The sequence below is a fragment of the Flavobacterium restrictum genome (genome assembly GCF_007097245.1).
Classification (GTDB): domain Bacteria; phylum Bacteroidota; class Bacteroidia; order Flavobacteriales; family Flavobacteriaceae; genus Flavobacterium; species Flavobacterium restrictum.
The window spans coordinates 1-19,142 of sequence record NZ_VJZT01000006.1 but is presented as its reverse complement, the minus strand read 5'-3'; the positions used below and the strand labels follow the sequence as shown (position 1 = coordinate 19,142).

Here is a 19,142-nt window from a genome sequence, read left to right as displayed (position 1 = left end):
TAGTGTTCAAAAACTTTAATTCAAAAAGTAAAAAAACCTCAACTAGATTCAGGGCATTCGCATTTAAAAAAACTGCCACAGATTCACAGATTTCAATAACTTAAAATGAATTAAATTGACACTGATTTTTGAATTTGTGCAATCAAACAGCATTATTTTGGTTTTAAAATCTGTGACCCGAGCGAAGCGAACAGGCGAAGCAATCAGTGGTGTACTTTCTTTTTTTATTTACAATTGGTTTAAAAGCGAATGCCCTAACTACTACAGTTTTTTGAATACAATTGTCATTTTTGCTGGATTAAGAGTGATTTCATAATTCCCCTCCGTTTGAATAACCCATTTATCATCTGGCTGACCGTGCGTAAGTTTGACTCTTGTATCATCAGTTGTATTACCACTAATTTTGGTGCCACCCACTTCAGGCATCAAATTTCTACCATTCCAGTTACCAAAATCAAGATGCAGTTTCATCTCACCAACTTTCAGGATTCCGGTATAAGTGAATACTTCTGGATTTTTAGGATCCCATATCATCGGTACGGCTTTACCCGCATCCCATCCTGCTGGTGTTGCATTCCCAACCATAAACACTTTTTCGTAAGGAGTGTAGGCAAGGGCATAAATCAATTTTTTCCTATTGATGTACAAAGAATAACGACCTGCCTTGGTTATTTCAAAATTGCTAACTGTTCCAGGGTCTGTTTTGTTATAAACGAGTGTGCTAGCATCTTTAGGGTTGTAAGAAGGCCATTCGCTACCTGGGGAATCAATGATTTTGAATGATCCCGCAGAAAACTCTCCAGAATAGGTATATTGTGATCTTTCAATTACCTCATTTAGTTTTACACCCGCGTTATAATTCCAACCACTTCCTACGGCATCACCAACCATAAATAATGGCAGTGGTCCTGGACTAAAAATTTTGGCTGAAAATGAAGTTCTAGCGTATTCGGGCGTTTGAAATTGAGCCCCTCCCTCTACTTGAGCAATTATTTCAACTTCTAATTTTGGAATAGAGCTACCGGGGTATCCCCATCTTTCTATCAACAAATCATTTAACGCTCCTACGGTATAGGATTTGGTAAATACCCCTGCTGGAATTTCTTCTACAAGTACAGTTGGCTCTCCTAATTCTGTTTTACCTTTAAAATTATTTCCTAAAATATCCATACGAAGGAAATATTTCAGGGTAGTTCCTGCTCCTCGATCATTTCCTGGAGACCAAGTAAATGTTATAGCTGTTGTGGTATCATTGCCAGCTATCATTTCAATATTCTCACTAGATGGGGTTAAAGTCATCGGGGTTTCGAAACTTGGTTTTTGCAGCCAATCTCGATTTTCGAGTGCTGTGTCTGAACAAGATACTAGCACGATACTCATTGTAATAAATGAGATTATTTTTTTTAACTTTTTCATATATGTGAATTTTATTTGTTAGTAATCATATATGCTATCGCTTGTTGAGATTTGCTTTCACAAACAAATTCAAAAACAATTTCACTTTTTTATTCCTTGTTAGTATTCTACCAAAAAGGAGCTTGTATTAAATTTGGATTTTTATCAATTTCATCGAGATATACTGGAAACCAATAAAATGCTTTTCGATATACCCTAGTTTGATAAGCGGTTCTTTTATAAAAATCGGTGGCATTTTTACCGAAAAAATTCATCCCATAAGCAGAACCGTTTAACGTAGTTTCTGCTAACTTCCATCTTCTTAAATCATCATAACGAATCCCTTCCGTACACAATTCTACTCTTCGTTCCATCCTAATGATTTCTCTTATTTTGGATTGGTTGTTGTCTACATGTATATTGTTAGCATCTGTTCCTGCTGTTGTATATGTTCTCACTCCTGCACGTTCCCTGATTTTATTGAGATAAATCAAAATATCCACATTGCCTGGATCCGATTCGTTAAGGGCTTCGGCATAGTTGAGATACACCTCACCTAATCGATATACCATTCCGGGACGTGGCGTGTAGAAACCCGTAACTGGGTCACGTGCTGGATCTGTTCTTTTTCGTACCAAATAGCCATTTTGAGGAGCATCGTGTGTGTTGTTGTTGTCTTTTTGACCGTTAAAGAACTCTAATTTTCTAGCTTTTTCGGCTTTGCCATACCATTGCCCATTAAAATTAACAGCTAGATAAAATCTTGGTTCTCTATTGCAATACATATTATAAGTACCTGCCAAAGTAACTTGTCCTTCATGATTTGCTACTTCTTTCCATTTTGTTCCACCATTAGTAGTCCAATACCCTTCTTCGCTAGAAAAACCATTCTCTACATATCCTGATCCTGTTGCATTTATCGGCAACCCGTTTGCTGTAAAAAAAGCATCTACTAAAGACTGTGTAACACCCAGTCCTCCATTTCCTCCACTTCCGCTGGGAGCCGAATGCCTATCGTAGGCACTATAATCAGAACTTGGTCGGGCAAATAATACTTCGGTATTTCCTTTATCTGCTTCTCGAAGAAATAAGTTTTGACATGACATAAAAGGATCTATTTTTCCAGCAGCATTGTATTCTACATACAACTTATGCCCCACAGCTTCTGCACTTTGAATCAAGTCTTTGCTAGCATCGGATGCAATTTTCCATTTATTGACATCATAGGTAGTGCTAAATAAATTTTTGCCGTCTCTGGTTTTGTGATTTGCGTAATCTGTATTCCCATTGACCAATGGGCTTGCGGCAAAAAGCAACATTCTAGCCCGAACGGCCTTACACATAATAGAAGTAGCACGACCATATTTTCTAGCATCTGGATAAGATGCAGGCAAAATTTTGGACACATCATCCAACTCTTTATCAATCCAACTTACAATTTCATCAAACGGAGTTTGCCCTACTAACAAATCTGGAAGATTGAAATCTGTTGGTGTAATTTCTTCTGGGTTAAATGGTACTGGTCCATAGGTGTTTACTAACAGTGCGTAGTAGTAGGCTCTCAAAAAACGACATTCAGCAATCATAGTGTTTACTTCATCTTGTGAAAATTGTTGGTCAGGCAGTGCTTTAACATTTTTCATCAGTATGTTGCATTGTCGTATTTTTTGAGGGAGTCCTGACCAATAACCAGGGCTCCATGGCGTGTTTGTAGTCCAGTTGCCCAAAGCAAGTGGTATTACATCCCAACCATAGTTTCGCCATCTCTCCGATGGAGTGATATCGTCACCTAAAATTTCCCATCCCAGATTACGAGTAGTTCCCCAAATGGGGTCAGGAATCATCGAGTAGCAACCTGCCAACCATTGCTCGGTTCTGGCTTTACTCTGAAAAACACCATCCAAAGAAAGTTCAGTATCCGATTCTTTATCTAAATAATCAGAACAGGAATACGACAATGTTAATCCTAAAAAAAGGAATATTGACCTAATATATACATTTTTCATTTTCATTTTTTTTAAATTACAAACTGATTTCTAAACCAAAAAGGATTGATTTTGTACCTGGGTATTTCAATCCAGTTCTAGTGTCCAATTCTGGATCCCAAAGTTTAAATTTGGAGATATAAAATAAATTATTCCCACTAGCATAGACTCTTAACCCTCCTAATTTGATTTTATCTGTTATACTTTTTTTCAAGGAGTATCCCACTTCAAGTGATTTCAAACGCATAAAGCTCATGTCCTTTACCCACCAACTTGAAGCTTGCGAATTGTTTATATTCGTGCCATAACTCAATCTTGGCCAAAACACATCTTGACTTGGGTTTTCTGGTGTCCAACGATCAGTGTAATTAGTATAAATGTTTCCTAGCGTACCTTGTCCGCTTCCTGGTATAAATCGAGATGTGTCGCCGCCTTGTCCTATCATTTCGTATGTTTTGCCTACACCTTGAAAGAAAAAGCTTAAATCGAATTGTTTGTATTTTGAAGTGCTTCCAAAACCAAAAATAATTTGAGGGTCTCTTGTCCCACCAAGACTTCCTTGGTCTAATCCATTTATAATACCATCAGCATTTCTATCTACATACTTGATATCTCCTGGACGTACTTTTGTGCCAAATTGAGGTATTGGTAAACTCGTTAGTAATACACCTGTACCGTCAAAATCAGCATCGGTGTATAAGCCTGTTGCGGTGTACCCCCACATGGTATTATTTGAAATACCTGTTGCAGAACGATACGTTCCTATTTTACCTGGCGCTTCGTCTCTTTCGGTTACTTTATTTTCAACGTACGTAAAATTGGCACGCCAGTTCATAAAGAAATCAGAGGTTATTTGTTTGTTTATGGCTAACCCAATTTCAATTCCTTTGTTTTCCATTTTTCCAAAATTGGCAAAAGGAGGATTAATAATACCCGCTTGAGTTGGAATAATGGTTCGTTGAATAAGAATATCTTTTCTTTTTTCTTTGAAGATATCTACTGTCAAATCAATCATATTCAATAACCCTAATTCTAGACCAATATCAGCTTTTGCTGCTTTTTCCCAAGTCAAATCAGCTACTCCTATTTGACCTTCTTGAATGCCTCCAACTCCATTACCTGTTCCAGTACCCCAACTATAACCTCCTCCATTTGTGTCAATTGTTGTTAGATAAGCAAACCGTCTTCTGTCTCTTAAATTTTTATATCCTTCGAGTTCATCACTTCCTACCAAACCATAGGAACCGCGAAATTTGAGTTTATTAACAATGTCTTTATAGGGCTCCATAAATTTTTCCTCGGTTACAATCCAGCCTAAAGCGACAGAGGGAAAAAACCCAAAACGTCTTCCTTTTTGAAAATTTTCGGAACCATTGTAGCCAAAATTAAACTCTCCTACATATCTTCGATCAAAACTATAAGAGGTTCTCCCTGCAAATCCTTGGTGTCTATAAGGCTGAACATCACCAATGTCTAGGCTGTTTTGATTATACAATAACAAACCCGTAACATCATGTTTGCCAAAGGTTCTATTGTATGTTGTGCTTGCTTCTAGATAAGTACGTCGCTCACCAAACTCTCCACCATAGTTATGACCCAGAAACTCTTGACCAGACCTATCAAGAGTGTGTATTAAATTTCCTTCGAGATCCCTACTGGTAGCTACATTATAATAATCAGGTGATTTGCCACGAGTAATTCTGTTTCTAGAAAAAGAATCAAAGGAGTACATGAATTTTGCTTTTAAACCAGGGGTAATTGCTTTAAAGTCTTGTTCCAATGAAACCAAACTTTCTATCTTACTATCTCCTTCTATGTAATAACCTTGTTGCGTACTCATCGCCCATGGATTTATTCGTTCAATAACCCTTGGAATAGTTCCGTCCGAATAAATTGCAGGATGTGCATAAGGAGTTGTTTCAAAAGCTTTGTTAAATAAGTCATCGGTACTACTATTCCCTTTTTGGAGTTTTTGCAAGAAGCCTCCAATATTTACTCGTAATAAGGTTGTTTTAGACACGTTGATATCCACATTGGTTCTAACATTAGCTCTGTTTAGTCGTGTTTCCGAGTTATACGATTGTTCTGGATCTCTTGCCAAAATACCTCGTTCACTATAATGCGAAGCAGTCAATGCGTATCTCAAAATTTCTGACCCACCAGCTACATTCAAATTGGTTCTTGAGGTCGTAGCATAATCTTTGGTTATAGCATCGAGCCAGTTGACATCGGGATATAAATCACGATCATAGCCACTAGCTGTTTTAGCAATACGGTCTTCTGAAAACGGTCTTGGAGTGGCACTTTGCGCATCATCTGTCAATTCATTAATCAAATTCATATACGGCACCGCACCAATAAATTCAGGCAATTTAGTGGGATGTTGTATTGATTGCTCGGTTCTTATTTGTATTCTTGGTGCGCCCACAAAACCTCTTTTGGTATTTATCAAAATAACCCCATTTGCTCCTCTCACTCCATAAACTGCACTAGCCGCTGCATCTTTCAAAACAGAGAATGATTCTATTTCTGCTGCATCAAGGTCGTTTAGGTTTCTTTCAATTCCATCCACCAATACCAGTGGATTGGTTCCTCCAGCAAAAGTAGAGATACCGCGAATTTTTATATCCGAGGCATCATATCCTGGTTCTCCAGATCTTTGTACTGCAATAACTCCTGCAATTTGCCCTCCCAAGTTGTTTCCAAGTGTACGAGAGGTTCCTACCCGTAACAAGGAAGGTTTCAAAGTGCTGATTGCCCCCACCACCGAGGCTTTTTTTTGGGTGCCATATCCCACAACTACAACTTCTTTAAGTTCGCCAGCTTCGTCTTGCATGGTTATGGTCATGGTTTTCGAATCGTTTACGAGTCTTTCGACTTTTTTCATTCCAATAAACTCAAACACCAGAACCGATTGTGTTGAGGTAACTGTAATTGAGAAGGTGCCATCAAAATCCGTTGTAGCATAATTTTTTGTGTCCTTTTCATATACATTTACTCCAGCAAGCGGACTTCCTTTGCTATCCGTTACTTTTCCAGAGATGGTCAGAGCCTGATGTATAACTTGCTGAAAATTGCTGGTTTTTGCATATCCTTTTCCAATGCTAGGCATTAGAAATAACAAACAAATTAACCCAGATATGCTACACTTTAATCTACTTAAGGTAAATAAATCCTGTCGTTTTGACGACATCGTCCAAGTCATTTTAGTTTTCATTTTTTGTTTTTTGATTAATTGGCTGGTTACTTTAATTAAAATATATTGTTTGAGGATTTTTTGCTTTTAGATAGTAATAGTTTACAAATACCGACTCATTTTTAAAGCTAGTTTAAATAGTAGCCCTTTTTTTTATCAATACTATAATTTAAATCTTAAAAAGATATTTTAATCTTTGTCAAAATTAGGATATTGAAGACCTGATTTTAGTCTCATTTTGTTTCATAATTATGTTCAAATGATTCAAAACACCAACTAAATCGTTGTAATTGCCTAATGTGAACCAAATAAATACGTGACCGGTCATAAATGAAAAATATTTTTTCTAAAACGATTAATAAGCAAGTGTTTTCAACGCAAAGACATTGGTTTGTTCATTTGCTCAAACCTCAACTATTCTTGGACGAGAATACTATTTTAAATAGTTCAAAGTGAAGATGGTTTATAAAATAATACCAAACACAGTTCCATAGTCGAATTGTTTTGACCTAACCACTTGCCTCGCTTGGAAGTCGAGATGAGCTATTGGGTTACACTAAATCTATGTTTGGTGTACCTATTTTTAAGGTACTGATGATTGTTGCGATCGCCTTAAATCCAATTGTTTCCAAAAAAAAAGGCTGTTTCAAATACATTTTGAAACGGCCCTTAATACTATAATTTATTGATTTGACTAATGTTCAAATCATTTAATCCAATGTTCTTTAACGCCTTCGTTGGTTATAACAATTGGTTTTATAAAACCCTTTTCATCAAAATTCATTTCTTCAATACAAGTTTCTCTAGAGTTTGCATCGGTTTGAGTGAGTGGTCTTCTGTGGTAAACAATGTAATACGTGTCAGAATTGGGTACTTTTATAACTGAATGATGACCCGCTCCAGTAGCAATTTCAGGGTCTTGTTCTAGAATTTTTCCAATTCTTTTGAAAGGTCCCAATGGAGAATCTGCAATAGCGTAAGCCACGCAATAATCGGGTCCACCCCAACCGCCTTCGGACCACATAAAGTAATATTTGTTGTTTCTAATAAACATAAAAGGCCCTTCTACATAGTTTTCGGGTGTAATTTCTTTAAAAACGGTTTGGTCTTCAAAAGGAACAAATCCTGTAAAATCAGGCTTTAATTTTCCAATATTACAATGTTTCCATCCTCCATATATCAAATAATGCTGTCCATCTTTGTCTCTAAACACAAACTGATCAATGGGTTGCGCACCATTATAAAATTTATCTACCAATGGTTTTCCCAAATAATCTTTGTAGGGCCCTTCGGGTTTGGATGCTATTGCAATACCAATTCCTCCTATTTCATTGTCATTCTGAATATCATTTGCTCCAAAAAATAAGAAATAATTGTTTTTGTTTTTTATGATGGAAGGAGACCAAATCGCTCTCTTTGCCCATTTGATAGCGATAGTGTCCAAAATTCTGGGGTGCTTTGTCCAGTGTGTTAAATCTCTTGAAGAAAATGCGTCTAGAAAAACCTGTTTATCATAAATCGCCGAAAAAGTGGGGTAAACCCAATAGGTTTTGTCAAAAATAGTTCCCTCGGGATCGGCGTACCAACCACTGAATATAGGGTTATTGTTTTTTGTACTACCCGAAACTACTGTTTGTGCAGTTGTTTTTGAGCAAACAATAAGAATAAGAAAAAACAAAACGTTCTTCATCATTTTTAGATTTTAGGTTTTACAAAAAAATAAACAATCCCGATTCAACCCATTAGAATTGGTACAACTATTTTGAAAATTTATACACCGAAACCGTATGATAAACGGCTTTTGGTTCTACTATTATTGATGGAAAATTGGCTTGATTTGGAGCATCCGGAAAATGTTGTGTTTCTAGTGCAAAGGCTGTTCTATAATCGTCTTTTGCACCCGATTTGAATGTGTTTTTGCCCTGCATAAAATTGCCACTATAAAACTGAAAACCGGGTTCTTGGGTATATACATTCATTACCACTCCCGATAAATCGCCTGTTATGGAGCCTACGTGAATCATACCGTTTACTTTTGTATTCGATAACACAAAATTATGATCGTATCCGCCTCCATTTTCTAATTGAATGTTTTTGGAATTGATGCGTTCCCCAAGGGTGTGAGGTGACGTGAAATCGAATGGCGTACCCACAACTGTTTCAATTTTTCCTGTTGGAATCAAACCTTTGTCAACAGGCGTATATTCTTTGGCATTGAATTGTGCAAGATGATTCAATATTGTCCCATTTCCTTCTCCATTCAAATTAAAAAAGGCATGATTGGTCAAATTGACAATCGTTGTTTTGTCGGTTGTAGCTTCGTATTCCATTCGTACTTCGTTGTCGGTCATTACGCTATACGTAACTTTTACGTTCAAGTTTCCAGGAAATCCCATTTCCATATCTGGCGATAGATAGGTAAAAACCAAAGTTTGATCGTTTGTTTTTTTGGCATCCCAAACCACATTTTGATATCCATTTGTGCCACCGTGCAAAGCATTCTCGCCGTTGTTAACGGGAATACTATACTGTTTGCCGTTCAAACTAAATTTTCCTTTGGCAAATCTGTTGCCTACACGACCTATTGTAGCTCCAAAATAAGGTTCTGTTGAATTTTGATAGTCTTTGATGCTTCCTAAACCCACCACTACATCTACAAATTCGTTGTTTTTGTTTCGTACTAATAAACTAACTAAACGACCTCCGTAATTGGTAAAAGCGACCTGTATGTTTTCGTTTTTTATCCAATAAAGGCTTACTTTTTTACCTCCGATTTCTGTTGCAAAATTGCTTGAATCAAGAACTTTTGATTGCATTTTTTTAGTTTCTGTTAGGGTTTTACTTGAGGTCTGAATGTTGTTTTGCTGTCTTTTTTGACAAGAAGTCTGAAGTAACAATCCTAAAAAAAGAAGGATTACTAATGGTGTGTTTTTCATTTCAATGTTTTTTTGGTGCAGTTGTTTCGCGTGAGGGATGGCAGTGGAGCTCTTTTTTCTTTTCAATTGCCACGGGTTTAAACCCGTGGCAATTGAAAAGAAAAAAAGCGGAAACGTACAGCCCGACCCGACCTTTTTGGGAGCGCCACGCCCAAATGATACGAATAAGGGTATTTATTGGGCAGTGATTTTTGTGATAAAATCGGTTTCAGATTTTATATAAGGTGTTCCATCGGCGTTGAATACTTCATGAAACCATACCAGCGGTGCGGCCGTATATTTTTTGGTCCAACTGTCCCAAGGAAATTTGGTTTGTGTTTTTCCGTCAACCAATCCCCAATTGATAATTGCAATTTTGTATTCTTTGGCAATTGGCAAAAAACCTTCAAAGGTGCTACCGTTGGGTCTTGCCATATATTCGGTGCACAACATGGGTTTGCCATAGCGTTGGAGTTCTTTTATACGATTTATAAAATCTGCTGGTTTGTCATAACAGTGAAACGAAATCACGTCGGATTTTTCTAATTGTAATTTCAGGATAGGTTTCATACCTTTTTCTGACCAATCGCCAGCCCAAACTCCCGAGGTCAACGGTTGCGAAGGGTTGCTGGAACGTGCCCATTCAAAGGTTTTTGCCAAGAGTTTGTACACCAGTGCTTCTTTATTGGTAGTTTCTACTTTGTCATAAGCAGGTCTGTTTGTATTATCTGGCTCATTCCAAACATCCCAACCCAAAATTCGATTGTCATCTTTAAAGTGTGCCACCGTTTCTTTGATGTATTTCTCTAACCGTGGCGTTTGTTTTTCATCCAAAAGTGCTTTTTGCCCTGGCGACTGCACCCAACCCGAATTGTGAACAAAAGGCTGGGGAGTTCTTTGTTTTCCAGATACAGGAAACGGATCCCAACACGAATCAAATAACACAAACAATGTTTTGATATGGTGCTTATTTGCAATGGTCAAATAATCATCCATTCTTTTGTAAAATCCCTTTGGATCCTCTTTGTGCAACAAATCATGCAGATAAACACGCATTACATTCATACCTATACCCTCTGCCCAACCCAATTCTTGATCTATTTTTTTAGGGTCAAAGGTGTCTGCTTGCCACATTTCTAGCTGGTTAATGGCGTTGCTGGGCGTAAAATTGGCTCCTACTAACCAAGGTTGTTTTACATACCATTCATTCGCTTTTTCTTTAGTCCAAATAGTTCTTTTGGCAGCTGAAATTCCTGTTGGAATTTGCTCGATTTTTGCTTCGTTTTTGATTTTGTTACAGCCAATTGTTAGTAGCGAAAATAAAGCAATCGCTATTAATTTATTCTTATTTTTCATTATAAAAGATTTTGAGAATTAAAATTTAGAAACTAACTACATCAAGATTAATAAAGTCAAATTTTGATGATTTCATATTGTATTTATAAAAATATGAGTACTATTGCAACGATTCAAAGGTACTTATTTTAAAGCTTGTTGATATATTTATGATTTTTTTTACGAATACCATAATTTATACGTCAAAAAAATATCATTTTATTTCCTGACGAAATTAAGGCATTGATAGCCTAATTTTAAGCCCATTTTGTTTCACAATTATGCTCAAATGATTCATTTGATCTATAAAAACTTTGAAAATATGCATTTCGAATCAAAATGAATGCTTATGACACAATTGAAAAAGTTATTTTTATAAAAAAATTAATAAAAACAGTACCATGCAAAGTTTTATCAAAAAAGGGGCATTAGTTTGTCTCTTATTTTTGTCAACTACCATTTTTAGTCAGGAATATTATTTTAAACATTATAAGGTAGAAAATGGGATGTCCAACAATTCTGTTTTGGCTTCCATTCAAGACAAAGATGGATTTTTGTGGTTTGGTACCAAGGATGGATTGAATCGTTTTGATGGGTATCATTTCAAAACATTTCGCAGTGGGGCAAATCCTAAAACGTCATTAGGAATCAACTACATTCAATCGTTACATGAATTCAAAAATTATATCTGGGTAGGGACGGACAAAGGATTGTATTGGTATGACAAAAAGTTAGAGAAATTTACTTTTTTGAACGAAGCAATTAATAACCGTATCAATGCTATTGAAAATGATTTGAAGAACAATTTATGGTTTATTTCTATTGGAACATTGGTCAAATATAATGTGGACACCAAAGAGACTAAATTGTTTGAAGGCAGCAATTCCTTTTATGCCACCTCTATTACTTGTGACAAAAATGGAGTAATTTGGGCATCATCCTATGATGATTTATATCGCTATTCCGAGGCTACTCAAAGTTTTGATAAAATTAAAGTCCAGTTACCTAGTAGTACTTTTTCTATTTCCGTCATTTACGCATTGGATAGCAATTCGGTTTTAATAGGTACCAAAGACCATGGCGTTTACAAATATGATGTTTTAACTGGAAAAACAGCACCTTTTATAAATGGTGCTGAACGCCCTATTTTTGTTAGACAATTCAGAAAAAACAATCGAAATGAATTGTGGATTGCCAGCGAATCAGGAGTTTCGATTTATAATTTAAAAAATAAAACCATCAAAAACCTCCGTAAGAGCCCAAGTGACCCTTATGCTATTTCGGATAATGCCGCCTATTGTATAACCATAGACAAGGAAAATGGTGTCTGGATTGGCACTTATTTTGGGGGCGTAAATTACCATCAAAAACAATACGATCAGTTCAAAAAATACTTTCCTCGCAAGAGCGAAAATGCAATTGTTGGAAGTGCGGTTCGTGAAATTCATAAAGACAATCAGGGCAATCTCTGGATTGGCACCGAAGATGCTGGGATTAATAAATTCAATTTACAAACAAAAAAGTTTGTAAACTACCAGCCCAACGGAACAAAATCGGGGCTTTCGTTCTATAATATACACGCCGTTTTGCCAAGAGGGAATAAAATTTGGATAGGAACTTTTGAGCACGGATTGGACATCATGGATGCTACCTCGGGGAAAGTTGTAAAACATTATGACCATACTTCGAGCAACTTGAAAAGTGATTTTATTGTTACTTTTTATGAAACTCCCGAAAAAAAATTATATGTAGTGACTTCTTTGGGAATCTATTTATATGACGAAGAAAATGATAGTTTTAAAATTTGTGATAGTTTTTCGGAAACTACGCATTATACCTGTATGTTCAAAGATAAGGTCGGAAATTTATGGGCTGGATCGTATCGTGACGGCTTGTTTTACTACAATTCAAAAACGAAAGAAAAAATTGTTTACAGGCATGATTTTAAAAATGATAACACTATCAGTAACGACTTTATAACTTCTATTTTTCAAGACCAACAAAATAATTTGTGGATTGCAACCGAAAATGGCTTGAATGTATTGGACACCCGAAAAAAAGAGTTCCGTAAATTTACCACCAAGGATGGGTTTCCTAGTAACGTAATATATTCTATTTTGCAGGATGCAAACCAGAATTTATGTATTACAACTTCAAAAGGATTAGTCAGGTTTAATTATAAAACAAAATCAGTTAAAATTTTCACTACCGCTAACGGCTTATTGAGTGATCAGTTTAATTACAATTCGGCTTTTAAGGATTCCAATGGCGATATGTATTTTGGGAACCTTAATGGTATGATTAGTTTTAACCCTAAAAATTTCAGTACAAATAAATACAATCCTCCCATATTTATTACTGGGCTTCAAATAAACAATCAAGATGTAGTAGTCAATGATGAGGACTCCCCATTGGACGAATCTATTTCATACATCGAGAAAATAACTTTAAATAATCATCAATCCAATTTTAATATTGATTTTGCATCATTAAGTTACACAGCTCCAGAACTCACGCAATACTGGTATAAACTAGATGGCATCAACGATGATTGGGTTTCTTTGAACAAAAACAATAAAGTTTTTTTTACGGAGCTTCCTTCTGGAAACTATAAATTCAGAGTAAAATCAGTAAGTGTAAATGGAATTTGGAGCCAAGAAGCTAGTATTGCTATTACCATTTTACCGCCTTTTTGGGCTAGTAGTTATGCCTTTTTTTGCTATTTTTTACTAATAACGGGTGTTCTCTATTGGCTTTTACGCAGGTATCATAATATGAATATTAAGGAAAATAATCGAAAGATTACCCATCTTAATAACGAGAAAGAGAAAGAAATTTATCACGCAAAAATTGAATTTTTTACCAATGTTGCTCATGAGATCCGAACTCCATTGACTTTAATCAAGAGTCCGTTAGAGAGTTTACTAAAAAGGACGTATGAGTCACCAGAAATTTTGGAGAATTTATCAATAATGGAAAAAAATACCTCTCGTTTATTGAATTTGGTCAATGAGTTACTTGATTTTAGAAAGACCGAAATGGAAGACTTGAGATTGACTTTTGTAGAAACAAACCTATCCGTGTTGGTTAGACATTTGCAGTCACAATTTACGCCGCTAATTGAAGAAAAAAACATTCATTTGGAATTAGAATTAGGCGAAAAAGACATTTATGCTTTTGTAGACGAAGAGGCTTTTAGAAAAATTTTAAGTAATTTAATTAGTAATGCTATAAAATACGCCAAAAGCGAAGTGATAATTACAATGTTTAGAGACGAAAATTCGTTGGAATTTATAGTTAAGAATGATGGAAATTTGATTCCGAAAGCTCTTAAAAACAAAATTTTTGAACCTTTTTTCAGAATAGTAAGCTCCGAGACGCAAACAGGTACTGGAATTGGCTTGTCTCTCGCACACTCATTGACCGAATTGCATAAGGGGACTTTAAAATTGCAATTTCTGGACGATACCCTAAATACTTTTGTTTTGCAGTTACCATTGCGTCAGGAAAGTGAATTCCACTTGTATAAAAACACCTCCGAAACAACTGAAAAAGAAAGTAATGAAGAATTTGAAAATGAGATTGTAGCCAAAAACACCAAAACACAATTGCTTGTTGTAGAGGACAACTTGGAGTTACTTAACTTTATGAGCAAAGAACTTGCAAAAGAATATAAAGTTTTTAAAGCTACTAATGGAGAAGAGGCCTTAAAAGTAATTCACAACCAAAGCATACAACTTGTCATTAGCGATATTACGATGCCCATTATGGACGGAATCGAATTATGCGACCGTATCAAATCAAATATCGAATCGAGTCATATTCCAGTAATTTTGTTAACCGCCTTAAGTGCCATTCAATCCAGAATTCAGGGATTGGAATCAGGTGCCGACGCCTATGTATCCAAACCATTTTCGATGGATTTTATATTGGCGCAAATCGATAATTTATTGTCCAACAGACGCCATGTTATGGAATATTATGCAAGTTCGCCATTATCGCACTTGAAAACCATTGCTCACAATAAAATTGACGAAGAATTTATAAAAAAACTAGATGAAATTATAGATCAAAATATGGCAGATACCAATTTAAGTGTGGAATCATTAGCCGATATTTTGAGTATGAGTCGTTCCACTTTATATCGCAAAATAAAAGACATATCCAATCTTAGTCCTAATGAACTCATCAATAATGCCCGTTTAAAAAAAGCAGCCGAATTGTTGCTTTCAGGCAAATACAAAGTATATGAAATTTCCGAAATTGTAGGCTACAACTCGCAATCCAGCTTCAGTAGAAATTTTCAAAAGAGTTTTGCAATGTCTCCGTCGGAATTTATTAATACTAGAAATTAGGATAAGACACATTCATTTGATAAACCACTCCACTTATTAATCCCCTAAATTATAGATTATTCCCAAAATCAAGGAGACAAATAGTTTCACTCTAATTGAAGTGATTTAGACTTTTTCATTTGCTAAAAAATTTGTCTTTTGCACCCAATTTCAGCCTTTTTTTCGTTCCGTAGCCCAGCTATGCATCTTGAAAAAGACTAAAATTGGGCACAAAATCCTAAATTTTCGCTTAAATGCAAAAAGTCTAAATCAATTCATTGTCACTATTTCTCACCTTTTGGATTTAATTAAAGAAATTCCAAATCAATCCAAAACGCAATGTAAAATCGCGATACGGCGTATTAGGAGCCGAGTAGAATGTGTTCCCCGAAAACGAGGAGTTGAAATGTTCTACTTTGAAATAGATTCGGGTGCGCTGAATTTTAGCATTTATAAAAAAATCTAAATTCGGGAAACCACCTATTTCTTTTTCTTTTTGTACAAAAAACTCTCCAATTACGGGATTGTAATCGTTGGCATAAAATTTTGTGAAATAATTAAACACGAATCCTGTTTGCAAATACAAGGCTTTTTTGAAAAAATAATTGGTATAATACACCGAGTTTCTCGCTACAAGTTCCGGCACATTCAAGACCAATTCGCTTTGCGTTACTTTTTGATACAGGAAAGTATTATCCAATCCAAATTTGCCAAACCTAAATTCCCTACCCACTTTAACCGACAAATAATTAATGGCGTTACCATACTGTTTTGGCGCAATTATTTGCTGCAAATTTAGCTTTTGGGTGGCATTTGCTTCATCCGAAAAATACAAATGATCCTTCAAAATAGTGTATTGCATCGATGCCGTTACCCATTGTGTAGTGGCATTAACCGCCAGAGAATTTATTTTTTCGTTCTTAAAATCGTTTGACCAGTTGTAGTTTACATAACTACTTTGGTACAAATTATAATTATTATTAGGCAACTTATTGATGTTTTGGTACTCAAAAGAGACTTGATTATCGTTGTTGAAATCGTACTTTAGTCTGGCGTCTAAATTCGACAAGGATTGATTGGTTAGGGATCTAGCATAGAGAAATTTACCGTTCCATTTGTTTTGTTGATATTCATATTGACCACCCGCGCTATTGATTTTTAAATTCAAGGCACTTGGAATGATTTTATCATCAAAAATCAATATTTGGTTGTAGTAATAATTGCTTCTAAAATCATCTACAAAAAACTGAAATTTCCCCAAAGTCGTATTTTCATACTCCAACCCCACTTTATTGTACATTTTGTTATAATGTGTTTGATCATTAATACCAGAGGTGAGGTACGAATCCCCAAAACGATATATCGAGTTGCCACCTACACTAGAAGCTACTGTGGCTTGGTTGTATTCAAAGAATTTATTTTCGTAATTAAACTGGTGGGTAACATATAAATTATTACTGCCTTTGGTTGGATTTACTCGAAACGAATGGTCTAGAAACACTCTTTTTCCTTTCAAAAAAGACTTGGCATCCGTTAAATACACTTCAAATCGCGCCCGATTATCATAATTAGGATCTTGACTCTCAAAATCATCAATTGTGGTAATACCGCCGTTTTCTTCATTCAAAATATCTTGATACGTGTAATGCATATTGGCAAAATAGCGTTTATTCTTGGTGTTATAACTCGTTGTAAATCTAAAATTTCCAGTGCTCGAAAGCTGATTAATGTATTGCCCCAAGGAACGCAAACCCCGGTAAGCTATAGAAAAATTAAGGTTTTCGGTAATATTTATGGCAAAAAACGAATCAACGGATTGCCCTTGCTTTAGGGTCGATTTAAAATACAACTCGGTAACAGGTGTAGCCACAGAGCTGTACCTAATTTGATTGGCTTCTAGGAAATTAAAATGCTTGGCTTGAAACCCAATTTCTGGCAAGGGCGAAAAATCGGTCAAGCTGTATTGCAACGTGTTGTAGGTTTGCCCTTCGTTAGGAAAAGCCAAGAGTCCAAAGGTATCTTTGCGCAAAAAGTTATGGCTGTACTCCTTTTTTATAGTCAATGAAGTATCAATATACGTCGTATCCCGATCCAAAGTAATAAAGCGATACATATCATACGTAGCAATGGGCTGATTTTTCTTTTTTATCGAATCGGAGCTATTGTATTTGGTATTGTAATCCATTTCTTTGGCACTTCTATTTTGCGAAAAAAGGGTAGCCGAAAACGACAAACAAATTAAATAAAAGAAAATCCTCATTTGGAGTAGTATATGATTAGGCATTTAGATACAGTTTCAAGAAAGCAAAGGTAAATGATAAAACCATATAATTAAAAAAACAATGAGAATTCCTTGGGCGTTACCCTCCGTAAAAACTACGGGTCGGGCTGTACGCTATATCTTTTATTCCGCTACCGCTGCACAAAAGGATGCCGCTTCCATCCCTAACGCAAAACAGTATCCCAAAAAAATCGCCACATCCAAAAAAAATCACAATATTTGCCTCCACAAACCACCAGAATATGTTGCTAACCCATTTTTCGCATTACCTCCTAGAAACAGGCACCGATGAAGCAGGTCGTGGCTGTCTCGCTGGCCCAGTAACCGCAGCTGCCGTGCTCCTCCCGCCGGATTTCGAGAATGAAATCCTAAACGACAGCAAGCAATTATCCGAGAAAATCAGAGAGAAATTACGCCCCCTAATTGAGCAAAAAGCACTTTCGTTTGCCGTAACCCATGTGTATCCCCAAGAAATTGACGAAATCAATATCCTAAACGCATCCATGAAAGCCATGCAGGAAAGTATCTTAAAATTACGCCCAACACCAGAATTTATTATCGTAGACGGCAATCGAGCCTTGAACGCAAAACTGGGTTTGCCACACACTTATGGCAAACAATTTTCGAAAGCCGAGATCACATTACTACAATCCATTCCCAATCAAAGCATCATAAAAGGAGATGCTACTTACTTGAGTATTGCAGCCGCTTCGGTACTGGCCAAGACCTATCGGGATGAGTACATGAACGCCATTCATGAGGAATACCCCATGTACAATTGGAAAAAAAACAAAGGTTATCCTACTCATGAACATCGCCAAGCCATACAGAAATATGGGGTCACCAAATACCATAGAATGAGTTTCCGGTTGTTACCCGAGCAATTGAAAATGAGTCTTTAAGTTGTTGTTTTAATAAAAGTCATTATGTTGATTTATGAAATAAATATCTTATATTTGAAAAGAAATAAACACTGACACTTGTCAGACAAAGCAACCCAATTTTGGGTTGATAAGTCGGATGTTGTCAGGGGTATAAACTAGTTATGCGGGAGTTATGCCGAAATTACGCAAGTAAATCCAATTTGAAAAAATATTTGTTTCCGCAAGAAGTATACAAAGCAGAAGCGTGAAAATTGGAATCGCCAAGAGAAGTCAGAAAGTTGGAATCTGACAATTGACAGAAGAAAAACTGAAGTGTGAAAAGTAGAAACTTGAAAAGCGAAAGCGTGAAAGTTGGAATCGCCAAAAGAAGTTGGAAAGTTGGAATCTGACAATTGACAAACGAAAAACTGAAGTGTGAAAAGTAGAAACTTGAAAAGCAAAAGCGTGAAAGTTAAAATCTGCCGACAGACTCGAGAGACAGCGAACAGGCGAAGCAAACTTAATAAGCTTTTAGGAGAAATTGAAACGAAAAATTAAAACAACAATTGAAAATTGCTAACGAAAAGCACAAGCGTGAAAATTGGCGGTTTAATTGTAATTCCGACAAAATAACCCCCGCATAACAGCCACTACAACGGATTTGGGCATTGAGCTTAATGGAAATATGGTTTTGTATTTGGATAATTTAGCAAATCCGAAAATAGAGCTTAATTTAGTCCCAAACCCGCTGTAGTGCCAAGACGTTGGGCGCAATTGGCATTAGACTACGGAGTTTCTTGCACAATAAATTTTCGGGATATTTTTTTGGGATGATTAG

The 19,142-nt window shown here is 36.1% G+C and carries 10 protein-coding genes; 2 read left to right on the top strand and 8 right to left on the bottom strand.

From position 1 onward, the window contains the following. Nucleotides 1-261: 261 nt before the first annotated feature. The 7 genes from FNW21_RS07240 to FNW21_RS07215 all read right to left on the bottom strand — a co-directional run bounded on the left by FNW21_RS07240 (nucleotide 262) and on the right by FNW21_RS07215 (nucleotide 10,847). Nucleotides 262-1,416, bottom strand: a complete 1,155-nt coding sequence (locus FNW21_RS07240; RefSeq protein ID WP_144256077.1) for a SusF/SusE family outer membrane protein — start codon at nucleotides 1,414-1,416, stop codon at nucleotides 262-264. Nucleotides 1,417-1,523: 107 nt separating this feature from the next. After that, nucleotides 1,524-3,401, bottom strand: coding sequence for a RagB/SusD family nutrient uptake outer membrane protein (locus tag FNW21_RS07235; protein WP_144256076.1), 1,878 nt, complete (start codon nucleotides 3,399-3,401; stop codon nucleotides 1,524-1,526). A 16-nt stretch (nucleotides 3,402-3,417) separates the two neighbouring features. Then, a complete protein-coding gene (locus FNW21_RS07230; protein ID WP_144256075.1) occupies nucleotides 3,418-6,597 on the bottom strand; it encodes a SusC/RagA family TonB-linked outer membrane protein in 3,180 nt (1,059 codons plus the stop codon). A gap of 184 nt (nucleotides 6,598-6,781) precedes the next feature. After that, nucleotides 6,782-6,904, bottom strand: coding sequence for a hypothetical protein (locus tag FNW21_RS16690; protein ID WP_262710619.1), 123 nt, complete (start codon nucleotides 6,902-6,904; stop codon nucleotides 6,782-6,784). Nucleotides 6,905-7,282: 378 nt separating this feature from the next. Further along, nucleotides 7,283-8,269: a glycoside hydrolase family 43 protein gene (locus FNW21_RS07225; protein WP_235889603.1), complete on the bottom strand. Its 987-nt coding sequence runs from the start codon at nucleotides 8,267-8,269 to the stop codon at nucleotides 7,283-7,285. A 64-nt stretch (nucleotides 8,270-8,333) separates the two neighbouring features. Continuing rightward, nucleotides 8,334-9,512: an aldose epimerase family protein gene (locus tag FNW21_RS07220; protein ID WP_144256074.1), complete on the bottom strand. Its 1,179-nt coding sequence runs from the start codon at nucleotides 9,510-9,512 to the stop codon at nucleotides 8,334-8,336. 174 nt (nucleotides 9,513-9,686) lie between these two features. Continuing rightward, nucleotides 9,687-10,847: a cellulase family glycosylhydrolase gene (locus FNW21_RS07215; RefSeq protein WP_144256073.1), complete on the bottom strand. Its 1,161-nt coding sequence runs from the start codon at nucleotides 10,845-10,847 to the stop codon at nucleotides 9,687-9,689. A gap of 380 nt (nucleotides 10,848-11,227) precedes the next feature. Here FNW21_RS07215 and FNW21_RS07210 point away from each other — a divergent pair, with 380 nt between their 5' ends. After that, nucleotides 11,228-15,181: a hybrid sensor histidine kinase/response regulator transcription factor gene (locus FNW21_RS07210; RefSeq protein WP_144256072.1), complete on the top strand. Its 3,954-nt coding sequence runs from the start codon at nucleotides 11,228-11,230 to the stop codon at nucleotides 15,179-15,181. Nucleotides 15,182-15,464: 283 nt separating this feature from the next. Here the strand turns inward: FNW21_RS07210 and FNW21_RS07205 are convergent, their stop codons facing one another. Beyond that, nucleotides 15,465-17,444: a putative porin gene (locus FNW21_RS07205; RefSeq protein WP_235889602.1), complete on the bottom strand. Its 1,980-nt coding sequence runs from the start codon at nucleotides 17,442-17,444 to the stop codon at nucleotides 15,465-15,467. Nucleotides 17,445-17,683: 239 nt separating this feature from the next. Between FNW21_RS07205 and FNW21_RS07200 the strand changes: the two genes are divergently transcribed. Continuing rightward, nucleotides 17,684-18,343 carry a ribonuclease HII gene (locus tag FNW21_RS07200; protein ID WP_144256222.1) on the top strand — a complete coding sequence of 220 codons (660 nt, stop codon included), beginning with the start codon at nucleotides 17,684-17,686 and terminating at the stop codon, nucleotides 18,341-18,343. Nucleotides 18,344-19,142 lie beyond the last annotated feature (799 nt).